15 protein-coding genes and 1 tRNA gene are annotated in these 17,168 nt (G+C 37.3%); 7 read left to right on the top strand and 9 right to left on the bottom strand.

What is annotated here, in order from left to right:
* Positions 1-43: 43 nt before the first annotated feature.
* The 3 genes from RSA43_01325 (at position 44) to RSA43_01315 (ending at position 3,123) form a co-directional block, all read left to right on the top strand.
* On the top strand, positions 44-985 hold the full coding sequence (locus tag RSA43_01325) for a hypothetical protein (GenBank protein MEG2495929.1): 942 nt from the start codon (positions 44-46) through the stop codon (positions 983-985).
* Positions 982-1,704 carry an SAM-dependent methyltransferase gene (locus RSA43_01320; GenBank protein ID MEG2495928.1) on the top strand — a complete coding sequence of 241 codons (723 nt, stop codon included), beginning with the start codon at positions 982-984 and terminating at the stop codon, positions 1,702-1,704. The genes RSA43_01325 and RSA43_01320 overlap by 4 nt, the downstream gene beginning before the upstream one ends.
* 63 nt (positions 1,705-1,767) lie before the next feature.
* On the top strand, positions 1,768-3,123 hold the full coding sequence (locus RSA43_01315; protein MEG2495927.1) for a hypothetical protein: 1,356 nt from the start codon (positions 1,768-1,770) through the stop codon (positions 3,121-3,123).
* A 65-nt stretch (positions 3,124-3,188) separates the two neighbouring features.
* Here the strand turns inward: RSA43_01315 and RSA43_01310 are convergent, their stop codons facing one another.
* Positions 3,189-4,457, bottom strand: a complete 1,269-nt coding sequence (locus RSA43_01310; GenBank protein ID MEG2495926.1) for a hypothetical protein — start codon at positions 4,455-4,457, stop codon at positions 3,189-3,191.
* 86 nt (positions 4,458-4,543) lie between these two features.
* On the opposite strand from RSA43_01310, the gene RSA43_01305 reads away from it, so the two are divergent.
* On the top strand, positions 4,544-5,689 hold the full coding sequence (locus RSA43_01305) for a hypothetical protein (protein ID MEG2495925.1): 1,146 nt from the start codon (positions 4,544-4,546) through the stop codon (positions 5,687-5,689).
* Positions 5,690-5,733: 44 nt separating this feature from the next.
* On the opposite strand, the gene RSA43_01300 is transcribed toward RSA43_01305, so the two are convergent.
* The 4 genes from RSA43_01300 to RSA43_01285 all read right to left on the bottom strand — a co-directional run bounded on the left by RSA43_01300 (position 5,734) and on the right by RSA43_01285 (position 9,383).
* On the bottom strand, positions 5,734-7,071 hold the full coding sequence (locus tag RSA43_01300; GenBank protein ID MEG2495924.1) for a hypothetical protein: 1,338 nt from the start codon (positions 7,069-7,071) through the stop codon (positions 5,734-5,736).
* 69 nt (positions 7,072-7,140) lie between these two features.
* Complete coding sequence (gene hemW / locus RSA43_01295) at positions 7,141-8,253, bottom strand: radical SAM family heme chaperone HemW (GenBank protein MEG2495923.1); 1,113 nt, start codon at positions 8,251-8,253, stop codon at positions 7,141-7,143.
* The gene (locus RSA43_01290; GenBank protein MEG2495922.1) at positions 8,247-8,693 is read right to left on the bottom strand and encodes a hypothetical protein; all 447 of its coding nucleotides are present in this window, start codon (positions 8,691-8,693) and stop codon (positions 8,247-8,249) included. Before RSA43_01290 ends, hemW begins: the two co-directional genes overlap by 7 nt.
* A 462-nt stretch (positions 8,694-9,155) precedes the next feature.
* Positions 9,156-9,383: a hypothetical protein gene (locus RSA43_01285; protein MEG2495921.1), complete on the bottom strand. Its 228-nt coding sequence runs from the start codon at positions 9,381-9,383 to the stop codon at positions 9,156-9,158.
* Between the two features lie 365 nt (positions 9,384-9,748).
* On the opposite strand from RSA43_01285, the gene RSA43_01280 reads away from it, so the two are divergent.
* Positions 9,749-10,957 (top strand): 2-oxo acid dehydrogenase subunit E2, encoded by a 1,209-nt coding sequence (locus RSA43_01280; GenBank protein ID MEG2495920.1) that lies wholly within the window; start codon positions 9,749-9,751, stop codon positions 10,955-10,957.
* 62 nt (positions 10,958-11,019) lie between these two features.
* On the opposite strand, the gene pgeF is transcribed toward RSA43_01280, so the two are convergent.
* The 4 genes from pgeF to RSA43_01260 all read right to left on the bottom strand — a co-directional run bounded on the left by pgeF (position 11,020) and on the right by RSA43_01260 (position 14,398).
* A complete protein-coding gene (pgeF, locus tag RSA43_01275; protein MEG2495919.1) occupies positions 11,020-11,808 on the bottom strand; it encodes a peptidoglycan editing factor PgeF in 789 nt (262 codons plus the stop codon).
* 11 nt (positions 11,809-11,819) lie between these two features.
* A complete protein-coding gene (gene ispG / locus RSA43_01270) occupies positions 11,820-13,673 on the bottom strand; it encodes a (E)-4-hydroxy-3-methylbut-2-enyl-diphosphate synthase (protein ID MEG2495918.1) in 1,854 nt (617 codons plus the stop codon).
* A gap of 328 nt (positions 13,674-14,001) precedes the next feature.
* Positions 14,002-14,271 carry a 2Fe-2S iron-sulfur cluster-binding protein gene (locus tag RSA43_01265; GenBank protein ID MEG2495917.1) on the bottom strand — a complete coding sequence of 90 codons (270 nt, stop codon included), beginning with the start codon at positions 14,269-14,271 and terminating at the stop codon, positions 14,002-14,004.
* Positions 14,272-14,323: 52 nt separating this feature from the next.
* A tRNA-Pro gene (locus RSA43_01260) sits at positions 14,324-14,398 on the bottom strand.
* Positions 14,399-14,544: 146 nt separating this feature from the next.
* On the opposite strand from RSA43_01260, the gene RSA43_01255 reads away from it, so the two are divergent.
* Positions 14,545-16,296 (top strand): FHIPEP family type III secretion protein, encoded by a 1,752-nt coding sequence (locus tag RSA43_01255; GenBank protein MEG2495916.1) that lies wholly within the window; start codon positions 14,545-14,547, stop codon positions 16,294-16,296.
* 14 nt (positions 16,297-16,310) lie between these two features.
* Positions 16,311-17,087, top strand: coding sequence for a FliA/WhiG family RNA polymerase sigma factor (locus RSA43_01250; GenBank protein ID MEG2495915.1), 777 nt, complete (start codon positions 16,311-16,313; stop codon positions 17,085-17,087).
* Positions 17,088-17,168 lie beyond the last annotated feature (81 nt).

Genomic DNA, 17,168 nt, shown 5'->3' with positions numbered 1-17,168 from the left:
TTTATATTTCCGAGCTTATTGCCTGGAATAAAACGGAATTTTTATGAACGATCGAATTTTTTTTGACTTCGGTTCTTTTTTATCTTTTTTTCAGTCGCAATCTTCCGAAGTAACGGTCGTACTCTCTATTTGCGATGAAGATAGATTTTTTATCGGCAATCTACTTTTTCAGGACAATTTCTTATCTCTGGATGGGGAAAATTTGACTGACGAGCGTTTTTTAAGTGAAACCGAAAATTACGGTCTTTTCGCATCGAATAGGAATATAGTGATCTATAAAGCGGATTCGTTATCCCATTCCGTAAATGAGATGGTCATGTCTTATTTAGGCAATCCGAATCCCTATATACGTCTTTTGATTTTCGTATCCAAGAAAGAATTATATGACGATTTTATTCGTTATACCGAAAAAGGTGTTTTTTTGGATCTTTTTACCGAAAAACCTTATGACAGAGATAAACGAGTTCTCCTATTTTTTCGGAAATTTTTAAAAAGTCAGGGCGTGGAAACAACCGAAGAGGTGTTGAAAGAGTTCATGTCATCCGGATATGGCATGGATAGATTATCTTTGCTTAAGGAATTAGAAAAGCTGGTTTGTTTTTTAGGCGTTAAAAAGAAATTGGAAAAAACGGATCTTAGATTGTTATTTACGGAAACGAATCGAAAAGGAATTTGGGATTTCAGGGACTCTATTCTTAAAAGAAAACTTTCTACAAGTCTTTTTATATTAAATTACTTACTGATGGATAAGTATGAAGATCCTTTAGGTATTATTGCTTTTCTCCGTAATCAAATGTTATTTGGGATTCGTTTGTTGGATGAAAAAAATTTTCAAGATAAACGTATACATCTTTTTAAAGGATATGGCCTTCCTTCTTTAAAGAAGGCCCTTACTCATTTGTTTTATGCGGAAGAAAATTTAAAAAGCGGTTTTAAATTGCCGTTAGTAGTTATGGAATCTTTGACGTTTAGGTTAACCTCATGAGTTTAATTTTATTGCCTAATAGTTTGGGACACACCTGTTTAAGTGAACTTCCCGGTGAATTGGTTGCGGTTACGGATAGTTTGGATGGACTCATAGCCGAAAGTTTTTCGGGAGGTATGTCCTTTTTAAAATTATGTAGGATTGCTCGAGCCGGAAAATTTCCTATTGCCGTTTTAGACAAAAAAATCAAACGTCCTTCAGAGTATGATTTTTTTCTTGATCCTATCACGGCAGGAGAGAATTGGGGATTTGTATCGGATGCAGGTCTTCCTTGTATAGCCGATCCCGGTAGCGGCCTCGTGGCAAGAGCCTATGAACGTAAAATCATCGTTAAGTCTTTATCCGGTCCTTGTTCTTTAACGACGGCTCTTATGTTGTCCGGGCTATATTGCCAGCGTTTCTCTTTTATGGGATATTTTCCGAAAGATTCTAAATCACGAGAAAAATTAATTAAACAGTGTCAGTCCGGATCTCCTAAGGGAGGATGTTTGATGGAGACTTTCGTTTTTATAGAAACGCCTTATAGAAACGAACACACGTTTTTATCTTTAGTTAATACTCTTCATGAAAATACGATCCTTAGTGTTGCCTGTGATTTGAGTAGTCCTGATCAGTTCGTTTCCACGGCATCCGTTTCGGTATGGAAATTGAGAAATTTACAAGATATAGTAAATAGATTAAAAAAACATCCTACCGTTTTTATTTTTAAAATAAAATAAAGTTGTTATTTATACATATATGTCTTATCTAAATCTTTAAATTCTTTTTAAAGGTTTTTTATAATGAAAAAACAAAATAAATTTGTTTTAGGAACAGTCGCTGTTCCTTCTTATCCCTTAACTACAGCGGCTTTGAATGTCGGCATTACCGATGTTATTATGCGTAAGATATTGAATCTTAACGGAGAAAAAATATTTTCTCTATTACGATCCGAACAGCCTCAAGATTTGGTGATTCTTGATGAACTTAGAGATATTTTAAGACCGGGTCAAAGTGGGGCAGAAGTGAACTTTGTCTCGTTATTGGGAAGTACCTTAACGGGGGCGGTTGATATGGATGAATTCGTGATTAATGGAGTTCCTACGGTAGATCAGCCCTTAGATATGGTAGCTTCCGTGGGCTTCGTGAATCAAGCCGTTAAAGACATCAATGATCCGTTTTCCGATTTGAATACCGATATGACTAATTTAAACACAGCGATAACCGATATCATCTATGTAATCGGTTCTTCTGAGATTGATTATTCCGATTCCGCATTAATGCCTCTGTTAGGGGGGAGCATGAACGCATTGGATCCGTCGGGAACAAATCCTCGTCCGAATATAGATATGAATAATAACAAGCTTATTAATTTGAAGACTCCTACCGATAACGATCTTTCCCAATTGGTAAACGTTGAATTTATTAAAACTGATGTTCCGACCGGACTTAATGAATTGATTAACGGTACTACGGCTCTGGGAACTAAAATCGACTCCATAGAGCCCGAGGTAGGTATACCTTCTCCTTCTACGTCTAAATTTCTGTATTTATCGGGAGGAACCATGACCGGATCAATAGATATGGGAAATCATATTATAACCAATCTTCAAACACCTAAAGAAACAGATCTGACAAATGCGGTTACGACTGATTTTGTCATGAATTACGGGCTTGAGTCTTGGGATGCCCCGACAGGTTTTTATTATGTCTCCTATGTTGCCGGAGGGTATCCCGATATAATTTCTGGGGCGCCTATGCCGTTCATTGTACTTAAGCCTGGGTGTTTTGTGAGAAACGAAATCTTCATAGATAGCAAGTTGTTCTCTTTTGAATCGAATGCTACGAGACCCACCGCGGATGATAGCAGATATTTTTCCTTGTTGGTTCAAGGTACTTATATAATTGCGATTGTGGTTAGGTGTGTCTCTCCGGTTACAGGTACGATAAGAATGGTGATTACGGATAACGGTATAGATACTACGATGACTCATACGAAAGTCGTTAACGAAAATTCATTTACGATTTTTTCTCCAAAATATGTCAAGACAACAAGTATACCGAATAACATAAAATTAGTTAGTGATTTCAATGCTTCTATGAGTTGGGTTTCTCTTGCATTGACTTATTTTCCGACAGACGGTATCTATGGAGTTTGAATGTACATAATCCTCGTTACTATTTTAGTTCGAGGATTTTAGAATTTAATTTGAGAGAAAAAGTTTTAAATTTTCATGATGCCCCAAGATGAACTCTGAATGTTAACGGTTGTGTTCGTAGAGATCCAAACGTTTGCCGTTGAAGCAGAGCTACTTCGTCTCATAAAGCATTGTATTGATAAATTGGAAGTATTCGAAAACAGTACCGGATAATAATCGACCCCGTCTCTTTTTACTGTAATTGTAGTAGATACCGGGGAAACGGTCGTACAATTCCAATAGAGCCAAATCGAATCGACGACTGCGATCAGATTCACGCCTGATATCGAGAAATATTTATCGGCATCGTCGGATTGGATGTAAGCATTGGAAGCCCATGTATAATTGTAATTACCGACGTTCCATACTGTACTTCCGCCTGAAGGTGCTTGTTTAATAGCCGTGATCAAAGTCCTTGTAATAGGAGAATTTTTGATTACGAAATCTACATTGGCTGCTTGGCTCGGATCTGTTGCATTGGGAGTTACGAGGTTAGTTATAGTTTGATTTCCCATATTTATCGGCCCTGTCATCGTTCCTCCTGAAGTTTTTAAAAATGAGGTAAATGAGCCCAGAGATAGTCCTAATACGTTTTCGATTCCCGATACTTTTCCGGTTAATGTATTCAGCGTAGTGGTATTATTATTTACGGCGGCTTGTAGAGCATTTCTATTATTGATTACATATTGAACATTGGCTCCTGATGTTAAATCGGTGTCCGTAGGAGTTGCCAGATTCGTTATAAAATTGTTACTCATATCGATCGTTCCTTTCATTGTTCCTCCGGTTTTTTTCAGGAACAATGATTCCGTAGAAGGCAACAACCCTAATGCAGTTTCGATAACGGTTATTTCTTGTTGTTGATTCGTAATTAAGGTCTCAAAAGAGGTAACATTTTGTTTTATGGGATCAACTTGTTGATTAACATAATTTACATTAGCGGCTTGACTCAAATTTGTATTAATCGGTGTCGGAAGATTGCTTAAAGTTTGATTATTCATATTAATAGGACCTCGCATGACTCCTCCCGACAAACTGAGGAATAGAGCTTTATCGGAAGAATCTCCTATTTTCACGTAATTATCCGATAAATATTTGGCATTGACCGCGTCAGTCGGATCTGTGGGATTAGCAACATTTCTTATTCGTTGGTTACTCATGTTAATAGGAATATTCGAAGAAATTTCCGTAGGCGAAATATTAAATTGGCTTGAAGATGCCAAAGGTGAGGGTAAAACGGAAGCCGATTTGGTAACGACGATTTTAGACAATCGTTTCCTTTTATTTTTTTTCATAAAAAGTTCCATTATTTATTTAATTTTGCTTTTATTTAAACGATAATTATTTAATTTGCATTTTATTTAAATAAAAAGGATGAATTATGAGTTTTAAATTGGAAATAGATTCTACTTTAATTTCGTTGGGAGCAACATGGAATTTATCCGGAAATGTGCTTTCCGGTTTAGGAATTCCTTCCGATCCGGAAGATCTAACCAGAGCGGAAGATGCTAAAACCAGGTTACCTATTGCAACCCCCGGTTTTGTTTCTCCTTTTGTTAAATTAAGCGGTAGTATGATGGTGGGAGACATCAATATCGGAAATAAAAGTATTACGGATCTTCCCGTCTCGACGGTTAATTTAGCGGTTTCTTCAGTAGAAGCGACCTCTTCCGGGTTTCAAAATTATTTTCAAATCGTACAAAATACCACTACTTTTCTTTCCGATGCTGATACTAAGATCAAGCAAATGCAAAACGTCCTAGGTTTGAATCCGGGAACGACTTGTCAACTTTTGCCTTTGAGCGGGGGTACCATGGAAGGAACGATAACTATGGCTTCGGAAAATTTATTAATTAATTTACCGGAAGCCGTTGATGATACGTCTCCTGTTATTCGAAGTAATCTCAGCGGAAAGGCGCTTTTAGCCGGAACTGCCTTAATGGGTGATTTGAAGATGTCCGGTCATGGCATTGACAATATGAAAAGTGTAGGAAATATAGCTTCTTTTGCGGATAAAAAATTTGGCGTAACCGTTCAAGATGTTATCGATGCTTTGGATGATACGAGAAACAACACGAAAGCTCCTTATATTATATACAATCCATCTCCCGTTACTTCTTTGATAACCTCAGGTAGTTTATATGATTGGAAAATGACAGGAAGTGCCGCTTTTACTTCCTCGGATGCTTCTACTTATTTTTCTTTAGGTAAAAGCACAACCGGAAGCAGTGTCGATAGAATTCGTATTTATAAAGCAGGAGTCTACATACTGACTTTTTTTATTGAATATGTTGCTGCAACGATAGTTTCCGATGACCGAAGTTTATTAAACGTTCGTTTGGGAGCGGATAGGATCACGGTGGGAATTTTTAGTCTGAACCAAGGTAAGGCTGCTTATTTGTCTTCGATTATTCCGATTAACGAAAATTTCGTTGTTGCCGGTCCTTACTTGGAACTGGTTCTTAATAATGCCGGAACCGTAAAACAAACGGGGTGGCAGCTTTCTCGATTACCCGGGGATTTATAATACGATTCCGGAAAAGTGGGACACCGGAAGGTGTTTCCTGCTTTTTAGGAAATATTACAGGCACATATTTGCCAGGCGATAGTATTGAGCGTGACTGCGCTTGAGGATGTGATTTCAAGAATCGGTAATGCTCCGGCTTGCGGCGGAGTTTCAATCGGAATTTGGCAAAATAGTTGAGCTATTCTTCCGGTGGAAACCGGATAATATCCTATGGTTTGGTTCGTGATAGAAGCGCCGGGGTTCGTATAATTAAGAATAAAATTAGATGAAACATTACCGGTAAAAGTTACAGTCCAAGATAAAATATATAAAGCTCTTTGTAATAATTCCAACGAAAGGCCTGAGGGTACGGTATTGAAGAATAGTGATTGATTCGGTGTTTGTAGAGAAGGAGTATTTACCCATGTCCAATTGAATTTTTCTCCTGCGGCCATTGATTGTGACAGACCTACGGCCGATGAGGCTCCTTTAGCGGTATTGGTTTTAAACAGCAATCTTTGAAATACGAATTCTACGTTTGCTGCGTTTGCGGTATTAGCGGATGATGGAGTGGCAATATTAGTGATAGAGTTGGAACTCATATCTATCACTCCTGTCATCGTCCCTCCGGATAGAGCTAGATAGTTATTGTTTAAGTATTTCAACGAGACGGCTTCCGAAGGGTCTGTAAGAGTTTCGGGAAGACCTGTAATCGTATGATTATTCATGTTGATATTACCTATCATAGTTCCGCCGGTAACCCAAAGATAAGCGGAATTCAAAGGATCATCCGGAGAAAGAACATTACTTAATCCTTCAAGAGCGGTGGTATTGGTCGCTAATTCGGCTGATAATGGGGTATATAAGGTTCCCAAGGAATTTGTTTTCGATAAAACATAAGCTACATTGGCTGCATAATTCGTTTGGGCATCCGTAGGAGTTGCCAGATTGATAATTGAATTTCCTCCCATATTTAAATTTCCGGTCATCGTTCCTCCGGTGACTTTTAAATATCCCGACGTCCCTGAAGGATCTCCTAAAGCTACATAATTATCGTTTAGATATTTGAGATTTACTGCGTCCGTCAGATTTACGGGGTTACCGACATTGATTATTTTATTGCCGTTCATTCGGATGACGGCATTAGTTGAAATATCGGTATTATTTATTTCCAGAGATGGACCTGCAGAAAGCTGTAAAAATTTTTGAATGATACTTCGTATATTACGAATTCCTCGCTTCCACGATTGAGCGGAGATTTTTTCATAAAATTTTATAGGGGTTCCTAACGAATTTTTATAAATTTGTAGGGATTTTTTTTTGACGGTCGTCAAACCGATAAGGAGATTCTTAATTTTTTTTCTACATTCGTTATATAGATATTTAATTGTTTCATCATTCATAAAAAACCATTTAATTAAACTTAATTTATTTTTGTAATATATTTTAATTAAATTAATTAAAAATCATTTTTATAATGACATGATTTCACCAGCGACCGTATCGTGAAATAATAATCCGAGTAAGTTCAATTTAAGATGGTTGTCCGTAATTTCCAAAAAAGGTTTTAGCTCTACGGAATGAAGAATGGAATTTAAAAAAGTAGGGGTAATACTGTTTAACGGAATTCCTTCTATAATGCGTAATTGTAAAGATAAGGATTCTTTTTCTCGTTCCTTGAGCGATAATTTTTCGTTCACGATTTGAGGTATTGATCGGTTGGCGGCTCCGCGAATATATTTGGAAAATCGATCGATGTTTTGAGAGCGAACACCATTTAGATATTGTGAAGCGGAAACACCAAGTCCTATAAAATCTCGTCCTGTCCAATAGCCCAAATTGTGTATGGAAGCATAGCCGGGAAATGCATAAGAAGCGATTTCGTATCTTTTTAAGCGATGGCTGTTCATAACTTCGGAAGTATAGTTGAGCATTTTTTTTTGCTCCTCGTCGGAAATGATGTGCGGTTCGATCATCCGTCGATATTTGTAAAAAACTGTATGAGGATCTATAGTCAGATTGTAAATCGAAATATGATTTAAAGGCAGAGAAACGGCCTTCATAAGATCTTCCTTCCAATCATTTTGCGTTTGATGAGGAAGGCCATAGATCATATCTATCGATATGTTTCGAAAATCGGCTTCGAAAGCTTGAATAATGGCCGATTCAGAGGTCAAGTCCGTGTGTTCACGACCGAGTATTTTCAGAATCGGATTGCGGAAAGTTTGTACCCCTATACTTAATCTTGAAATCCCGCAATTCTTTAATTCTTGTAGGTGAACAGGAGTTAAATCTTCCGGATTAGCCTCCAACGTTATTTCCGTGTCCTTATTGGCACCTATCGTTCGGATGATTTTTTCAAAATATCCTGCCGGTAAAAGAGCAGGTGTTCCTCCTCCGAAAAAAAGAGAAACGATTTTAAAATCGAAATCCGTTAGAGATTTTTTATATTCCCATTCTTTTAAAAGAGCGTCTGCATAAATGCCTACCGATGCTTCTTTATAAGGAACGGTATAAAAGCTGCAATAGTGGCATTTTCTTCGGCAAAAAGGAATATGAACATAGACCGAAAGATCTTTTACCATTCATTGGCATCCGGATCCATAATTCCTCCACGACGCCATCTGTTCCTGTCACTGAACGGATCGTCATCATCATAATCGTTTCCGTCACTTTCCGAAGAATGTTCTTCCTTTTCGTCATCGCTTAAATCGATTTCCGTCGTTTCTCTCGCATCCAAATCAATTTCGGTTTCCGTAGGTTCATGAAATTCCATATCGGATATGCTCGGACCTTCGGGATATACCGTTTTAGCCGGACTTCTTCTAGGAGTCACATATTCTTCGATTTCTCCGTTTTCTTTCAGAAGTTGCAAACGTTCCTGCTCTTCAAGGATTTTCAATTTCAGTTGAGAAATCTCCTCTTGATGTCTATCGATTTCTTTCTTAGGAACCAACCCCAATTTCATCCATTGTTCCAAATCATTCAGTTCGGATTCCAATTTTTTAAGACGTTCGCTTTTCATAAGATCAATACGATGAACTTGCCCAAATAAGATATTCGGGAAAGAGGTTAACTTCAATGTCAGCACAAGACTTTATTGAAATTTCGGGCCGCTACCTGTTTCGCCTCCTATTTGAAATGGCCCTTCATTAAAAGTTATTACGGATTGGCTCGATTACGATTAATTTTCTGCCGATCACGGTTAGTTTTACGAATGACAAACATACAAAAACACCGAAAGAACTCAGCGGTGCTTGAAACGGTCGTCATTAACCGAACAACAACTTAACTAACCTTTCAGCTATTTCTTTTCAATATTTGAAAATAGAGAAACCTGCTGTGTATACGAATGCATCAGGGATTTTTAAGAACGCAAGCATAGGGATTTTGATTTTTGGAGGCAACTAAATTTAGAAGAAAGTACTTGGATTGAAAACTTATACAACAAGTTGCAAAACAAGAAATGGTCAACGAAATTTTGGAACTACTTTTTTGAAGATTGTTTGTTCGGAATCTTTTCGATATCTAAAAAATCTTCTGATGAATGGAAAAGCAATTTCATTAGAAAAGAAAAATCAAAAATTGTAATTGCTTCACATGGATTATACGGCTCCATGGAAGAGGACGTCATTGTTTCTCGGATTAAAATTTCATTTTTCCTTTGATTATCAAAAATATCTCTGATTTCTTTTCGAGAGACACTGTTTTTCATGAGGTTATTTCCTGCATCCGGGATAACCGTCTTAAGTATAAAAAAGATTTTAAAAAATATATTCGGAAACGGTTATTATCGGAACCTGAAAGAGTATATTTGAAATTTGATGAAACGCCCTTAAATCAATCTTAGTCCAAAAGAATATGAAACGTATTATAGAGAATTAATGAGTGCCGTTTTTTCGGAAAAGTTTTTTTCAACTTAAATAGACCGGATAAAGGTGCTTTTTTTGAAAAAGAAGAGTCTCGGTTTATTGAATGGACATTGAGTCGGAGATCGAAGATTTCGATATAAGTTATATTCATAGAGATCGGTTCAATATTCTCACGAACGTATTGAAATATCCCTGTTAACAAGTTTTTATGGAATTTGAATATAAATTTTCTTTAAAAGAATCGAAGATTTTAAGTGCCGTAAGGGAACCTTTTTCAAAAAGAATACAAGACGGAAAAATATTAATTCAAAGGTTACGGATAATGGTTTTCGAAATAATCATTCCTCAAATATTGGAATCCGGTAAGGATGTGACGATATCCTCTTTAATGGTTCCTCAAGGCGGTTTTATCAAAGAGAACCAAGGAATATTGAAATTTAAAAGCGGAAATATTAATCAATCGGTATATGCCCCTTGTGACGGTACGGTACATTGGAACGTCAAGGCGGGTGATACGGTTATCGTAGGTACCGTTGTCGGAACGGTGGATTCGGGAAGCTCGAAAATTGCCGAAGAAGTTGTCAACGATCTTGTCGAAGAGGTGAGGGTAGTTGAACATGTCGTCGAGCCGGATTCTATGGATGCCAAGATTATAAAAATTCCTGTCATTAATGAAGGACTTCCTTGTGCAAAGAATTTTATTCTTTTAAAGAAACATATTGCCGAAAAGAACGAATCTTGTGAAAAAATGACGCCTGTCAGTAAAACTGTTGCCAAAAGGTTAGTTGAATCTTTAGAAACTACCACTGTGTTAACGACATTCAATGAAATCAATATGGAAACCGTCATGTTGTTAAGACGAACCGAAGGCGAAAAGTTTTTGAAAACTTTTGGTGTTAAGCTTGATTATATGTCGTTTTTCATTAAAGCAGTAACGGAGGCTTTGAAGGATTTTCCAAAATTGAATGCCTATATCGAAGATAACAATATCATTTATAGAAAATCTTATAATATAGGAGTAGCTATCGAAACCGATAAAGGATTGTCGGTGCCGTTACTCAAAGAATGTGATAAGCTTTCTCAGGGTGACATTGAATCGCAATTGGCTGATCTTGCCGATAAAGCACGTAACGGAAAATTATTTTTCGGTGATTCGGGTAACAGAGGGTTTATGATTACTGATGCCGGTGTTTACGGTTCTTTGTTTTCTACACCTATTTTGAACCCTCTTCAAGTAGGTGTTTTGGGTATGCATAAAATAGAACGGAGGCCGGTTGTTATCGATAATCAAATTGTAATTGCCAATATGATGTATGTTGCTTTGAGTTACGATTACAGGGTTATAGACAGTGAGAAAGCCGTATCATTTTTGATAAGGATCAAGGAACGAATAGAAAAATTTACGGCACTTATTTAAGACTTATAAAATTACTTGTCTTTCAAGCTTTGACTTAGAGATTTAAAAACGCGTTGTCGAACTTATTTTAGATAAACCAAAGTAGCATTATTGGCCGATACGTGATCTCTTCTGAAAGAGAAAAAATCTTCCGGATGACAATATGTACAAATATTGGCGCAATGGATATTCGATTTCAAAACACCTAGATTTATCAGTTGATTTTCTGAGATTTTCAGAAGATCGAAGTGAGCGTTTTCGCATATGAATTTTTGAAATTCTTTAGGAAATATTTTTTTGTACTCATCATATTCTGCATGACAAAGACCTAAACTCGGAGATATAAAGATCTTCAGATCACTCGGAGAGGAACCGTATCTTTTTTGCATTTTTTTTACCGTAACTTTGTAAATATTGGCAACAAGTCCTCTCCACCCGCAGTGAATGTTAGCTAATGAATGAGTTTTCGGATCGTAAAAAACGGCCCCTTGACAATCCGCATGACGAATTAATAAAGCCGCTCCGGGAACGTTTGTATATAATCCATCACCGAGTTTTACTAAAGTTTGTTGGACTTTTGCGGTTTCGTGAAGTACCGTGCCGTGTCTTTGATTGAGAAAAGAACAATGTTCTTTACCTAAGGCTTTTAATAATAATCGCCTATTGTTTTGAGTGTTTTCAATGGTATCGACTTTCGGTCTACCGACATTTAAAGAAGAATAAGGGGGACTACTTACTCCTCCGTGTCGTAAAAAAGAACCGTAAACCAAGGGAAGGTCTTTTGCAGCCTTAAAAACTAAAAACTTAATGTCTCCGTACGATCGCAATTCGAGATGATCCGGTAAATATGAAATAATTTCTGACATAATCATAATTGCAATTTCTAGTTTTTCGAAATGGGTTCAACCCATCGATCGTGAGATTTAATCAAATTTATTAAAGCCTCATCCGCTTCATGCATATCAATATCACGTTTGACGCAAGTATGCTTAACATAAAGATCTATCTTACCGGCTTTTGATCCGACATAGCCGAAATCCGCATCGGCCATTTCTCCCGGACCATTCACGATACAACCCATAACGGCAATTTTTAAACCTACAAGATGGTCAGTCTTTTCACGAATTCTCTCAGTGACTGTTTGAATGTCAAATAGGGTCCTACCGCAACCCGGACATGAAATAAAGTCTGTAGCAAATAAACGTTTTCTAGTAGCTTGCAGTAGAGTCAAGCCTAAAAGTCGTCTTTCATCTAAATTAAGAACAGTAATATCCGGAAAAATTATCGAACATAAATTTTCATTTAAAAGTGCTCCGAATTCAGTCCCTGCCGCTATCACAGCCTTTTCTTTGTCCTGTTCATCATAGGTAATTTTAACTATGGCTTGGTTTTTAAGATGTTTCTTTTTAGAAAAGAAAAGAACGGTGTTATCGATATTAGGAAAACCCGGTTCGAAAATAAAGTAATTGAGATCGGGAAATTGAATATTGGGTATGTAGTAATCTCGGCTATTGATTTTATCCGTCTCTTTTGATGATGAGATGCTTTTAACGGTTTGCGGAACGACAAGCATGCCTGCTTTTTTAAGGATTTCGATTTTAGGATGATTTATTAAACTCGGATTAATGAAAACAATGTCCGGAGATTGAAGAGGTAATGAATCTACCGTTATATTCGTAAGTCCCAGATCCGTAAAAAAGGTTTCTTGCTCGATTTCATGATCAAAGATATTTAAAGCTAATCTGTAACGCAGCGTTTCGAATTCATCGTCGACAGTCGAAATCTCTCCTTGGTTGATAACGGTTGTCGCAGAAAGACGGGAATATTCGTCGGTTATTTGAATAAGGTTTTGGCAAGGTATGATCTCCTTGACCGGATGTTCGGTTAAGGAGACTCTTATAGTATCGCCTAATCCTTCGGCAAGGAGCGTTCCTATACCGACCGATGATTTGATGCGGCCTGAAAGACCGGCTCCTGCTTCAGTAACTCCAAGGTGTAAAGGATAATCCCATCCTCGACTATCCAATTCCGTTACCAATAAGCGATAGGCTTCAATCATAACTTGAGGATTACTGGATTTCATGGAATATATAAGATTATGAAATCCATACTTCCTGAAAACGGAAGTGAATTCAAGAGCGGATTCTACCATCCCTCGGACGGTGTCTCCGTATTGACGCATGATTCTTTCCGATAAAGAACCGTGATTGACTCCGATTCTTAAGGAACGATTGAATTTTTTACATTTTTCGATGAGAGGAAAAAGTTTAGTCTCGATTTTTTCAAGATCTCTAACGATCTGTTTTTCGTCGTATTGCTCATTGATCTTCATAAACATGTTTCTTTTATCGACGAAATTTCCGGGATTAATCCGGATTTTTTCGACAAAATCCGCCACGTGAAGAGCAGCGGCCGGAAAAAAATGGATATCTGCAACAAGAGGTATGGTATACCCTTTGGCAAGAAGGGAATCTTTGATTTTCTCACAAGAAGCACTCTCTTTAATCCCTTGAACCGTTACTCTGGCTATCTCACATCCTTGATCGGCAAGTTCGATAATCTGATTAACCGTAGCTTGAACATCGGAGGTGGGAGTTGCAGTCATTGATTGAATTCGGATCGGATTGACTCCTCCGACGGGAATTTGACCGATAAAGACTTCTCGAGTCATCCTTCGTCTTCCGAAAGTTTTTTTCGGTTCAGCCGAACAATAGGCTTCCTGTGCATATACGTCCATTGATACCTCGTTTCTGAAAAACCATATAAAAGGGGAATAATAACCGAAATCGCAATTGCATTTCTGGTCCATTTTTAATGGATCGAAAGTATTAAGATCTAATCTCGCCTTATCCAAACGAACAAACTCGCGGGACACAAACGGAAAAAATCAAGTTGAAACCCGTTCGAAGTCATTTATTTTAAAAACCTAATGGCAAGCAACCTTAACTATAAATTTCGTCCTGAACTTAAATTCCGAATTTAAAAAGCCATCGCAAAACATCGAAACGAAAAATTACTAAAAGTCCGCCGGTATAGTATAGAAAGTTCTTGGGGCAAGTGAATACTCAAAAAGTGATCTTGACGCAACCGCGATTTATCTTACACTGGCAAGCTAACCTTTCGTTTTCGGAATCTCCGAGAAAATCCTTTTCTTCGGAAGTAAATTCGGATAAATTTTCTTGACCTTCCACAACCTCAACGACGCATGTCCCGCAAACCCCTTCAGTACAAGCAAAAGGGACTCCGGCTTCTTCACAAGATTCTGCAATTGCAGCTCCGTCTTCAAGCTCGAATGTCAATACTTCGTCATCGTTTTCAATAATAAGTTCACTCATGAATACCTTCTTTTTGACTAACTTAAGCACATTTACGAGTATCGGATTGTAATCGGAGTAGAGGGATTCGAACCCCCGACCTACTGCTCCCAAAGCAGCCGCGCTAACCAGACTGCGCTATACTCCGAAAACAACGGAGATATTAATCGGATTGATTATTTCTCTCAAGGTAAAAATGATTTTTCTCGATTGTTTCAGTTTCAGTTGAGGTTAAAATTTTTTTTTCTTATCTAGTAGTAATAGACGGGCTGTTGTTTTCAAGTAGGAAATATTTTGAAGAAATGTTTTTCTTTAATATTGATCGGTGTGGTGGGACTGGTTTTTTTTCCTCTTTCACCTTTTCTCCTTGATCAATTGTTATGCTTCAGCATAGCTGCATCCGTAGTCTTATTTGCGATTAGTTTGCATATTAAAGACATATCTTCGCTAACCGTATACCCTTCCCTTTTTCTGTATCTGACAGTAATGCGAGTAGGTCTTAATTTTTCGTCAACGAGACTAATCCTATCGCAAGGGAATGGAAGCTCCGTAATTATGGCTCTCGGACAATTTATGGTGTCGGAAAGTTTGATTTCGGGATTTTGCATATTTTTTCTTATTTTCGTCATGAACTTTATTTTGATTGCCAAGGGTGCGGAACGAATGGCTGAAGTTAGATCGAGATTTTCTTTGGAATCTCTTCCCGGTAATCAAATGTCTTTGGATGCAGAGGTTATTTCCGGAAAAATTTCGTCTTACCAAGCAAATAAGAGACGTGAAAAAATTCGTCAGGAAAGTGATTTTTATTCTTCTATGGAGGGCACTTTTAAATTTATAAAAGGTGATGCCCTCATTAACGTCATTATCCTTTTGGTTGATTTTTTAGGTCTCATTATTCATTCGGGTCTTTCTTCAAATAGGATTTCTTGGAGAAAGTTTTCGTTTTTAATTTTAGGAGACGGAATTGTAGGACAAATTCCGCTTATTTTTACTTCTTTAGGGGGGGCGGCTTTAATTTCAAGAATAGGGAAAGAAACTTCTTTTATTGATGACATGTTGTCACAGGTGAAAAAATATTCGGATATTTTTAAATTAGGTGCCTTTGCCGTTTTATTTTTACTCATCGTACCCGGAATGCCGTGTTTGCCGGTTTTATCGGCGGCTTGTTTATTTCTGCTCATAGGGTTTCAGTGTTCAGTGAGCAATAATGAAAAAAGCTTCGGAGAAGTCGTCCTTACCCTAAAAAATCTTTCCGATATGAAAGACATCAAGGAAAAGTATTTATCAACGGTTTTACGTATAAAAAAAAAATTGGGAATTTCTTTTCCTAAATTGCGTTTTGAACGATCGGATGATATTGATTCTCATGCTTGGGAATTGTCCATTTGCGGCAAACATTTACGGACAGGGTCTTACTGCCAAAAGAAGGATTTTTTTGAAGCGTTCGAGTCATCGCTATACTGTTTTGCTCACGAATTGATTACCGGAGAGTATGTTGAAGAATTGTTGAGAGATATCGGTACTCGATATGGTTGCCTGACTGATGAATTGATTCCAAAAAGATTTTCGAGAGATTGCTTAAAAATATTGTTAAAGTGTCTCGTAAAAGAAAGAATTTCTCTGAACCTTCTCCCTAAGATCTTAGAAATTTTAACCGTGTTTCAAGAGAAACCCGTGCCGGAAAAAATGTCAGAATATGTCAGAAGGCATTTAGGATCTTGTGTAGGGAAAAGTGTCTTAGGAGAATATAAAAATTTAAGAGCTGTTGTTTTGGAGAATTCCGTTGAAAGAATGATTGAGGCTTCAGACAGAATCAATCCTCTTCTATCGGAAAAAATTTTGAATGAAATAGAAACGATTTTTAAAAAATCTCCGAAAGAGGAAGAGTCTATGGACATCGTTGTCACTGGTGTTGCCGTGCGCTCTGAAATGAGAAAAATGATGGATCGTAGATTTCCGGATATTCCTGTTTTGGCTTACGGAGAAATTACTGATGAGGTCAATTTAAAAAAATTAGGTCTCGTATCGGATTCGGTGCTAATTTAAATCACGGAGTTTTCATGGAATTTTGTCCGAAAGAAGATATAGAAAATTTATGGAAACGGTATCATGAAACCAGAAGTCAGGATTATCGAGATAGGTTAATAGATCATTATCTTTATTTAGTTAAGTATTCCGTAGGAAAAATCGCTTCCGCTCTTCCTTCGCATTTAACTCACAGGGATTTATATTCTTACGGTGTCTCCGGACTCATAAAAGCCGTAGAAAAATTCGATTTGCTTAGAAATAAAAAATTTGAAAACTATGCCAGTTTCATTATTAGAGCGTCCGTTATAGATGAATTAAGAAAATCCGATTGGGTTCCGAGGAGCGTTCATCAAAAAGCTACCAAACTTTCCAAGAGTATGGAGATTTTAAGAGATAGATTGGGTAGAGAGCCCAGCGATAAGGATTTGGCGGAACATCTAGGTATATCGGAAAATGAGCTTTTGTCATGGTTTTCTTCCGTTCGACCTATAGTAATCATTTCTTTAAACGAAACGATATGTCGCGATAACGATTCTTTGGGCGTTAATTTAGTGGAGCGCTTAATTGACGGAAAAGCCGAAGACGGATTTAAAATGGCAGAAAAAAAGGAGTATTTCGTAATTTTGTCTCATGCTATTGAAGCTTTAGAGTACAAGGAAAAACAAATTCTCAGGTTATATTACTATGACGATCTGATTTTAAAAGAAATAGCCAATAGGTTGGGTATTTCCGAATCCCGTGTTTCCCAAATTCATTCAAAAGCTTTGATTAAATTGAAATCTTCTTTGAAATCGTTGTTTGAAACTTAATTTTAGGATAAACTCTTCTCGTAAGGCTCGTAAGGCTCGTAAGGCTCGTAAGGCTCGTAAGGCTCGTAAGGCTCGTAAGGC

Source organism: Victivallaceae bacterium, from assembly GCA_036659455.1.
In the GTDB taxonomy this organism is placed as follows: domain Bacteria; phylum Chlamydiota; class Chlamydiia; order Chlamydiales; family Chlamydiaceae; genus JAVXCN01.
This window is presented reverse-complemented; position numbering and strand designations above follow the sequence as displayed.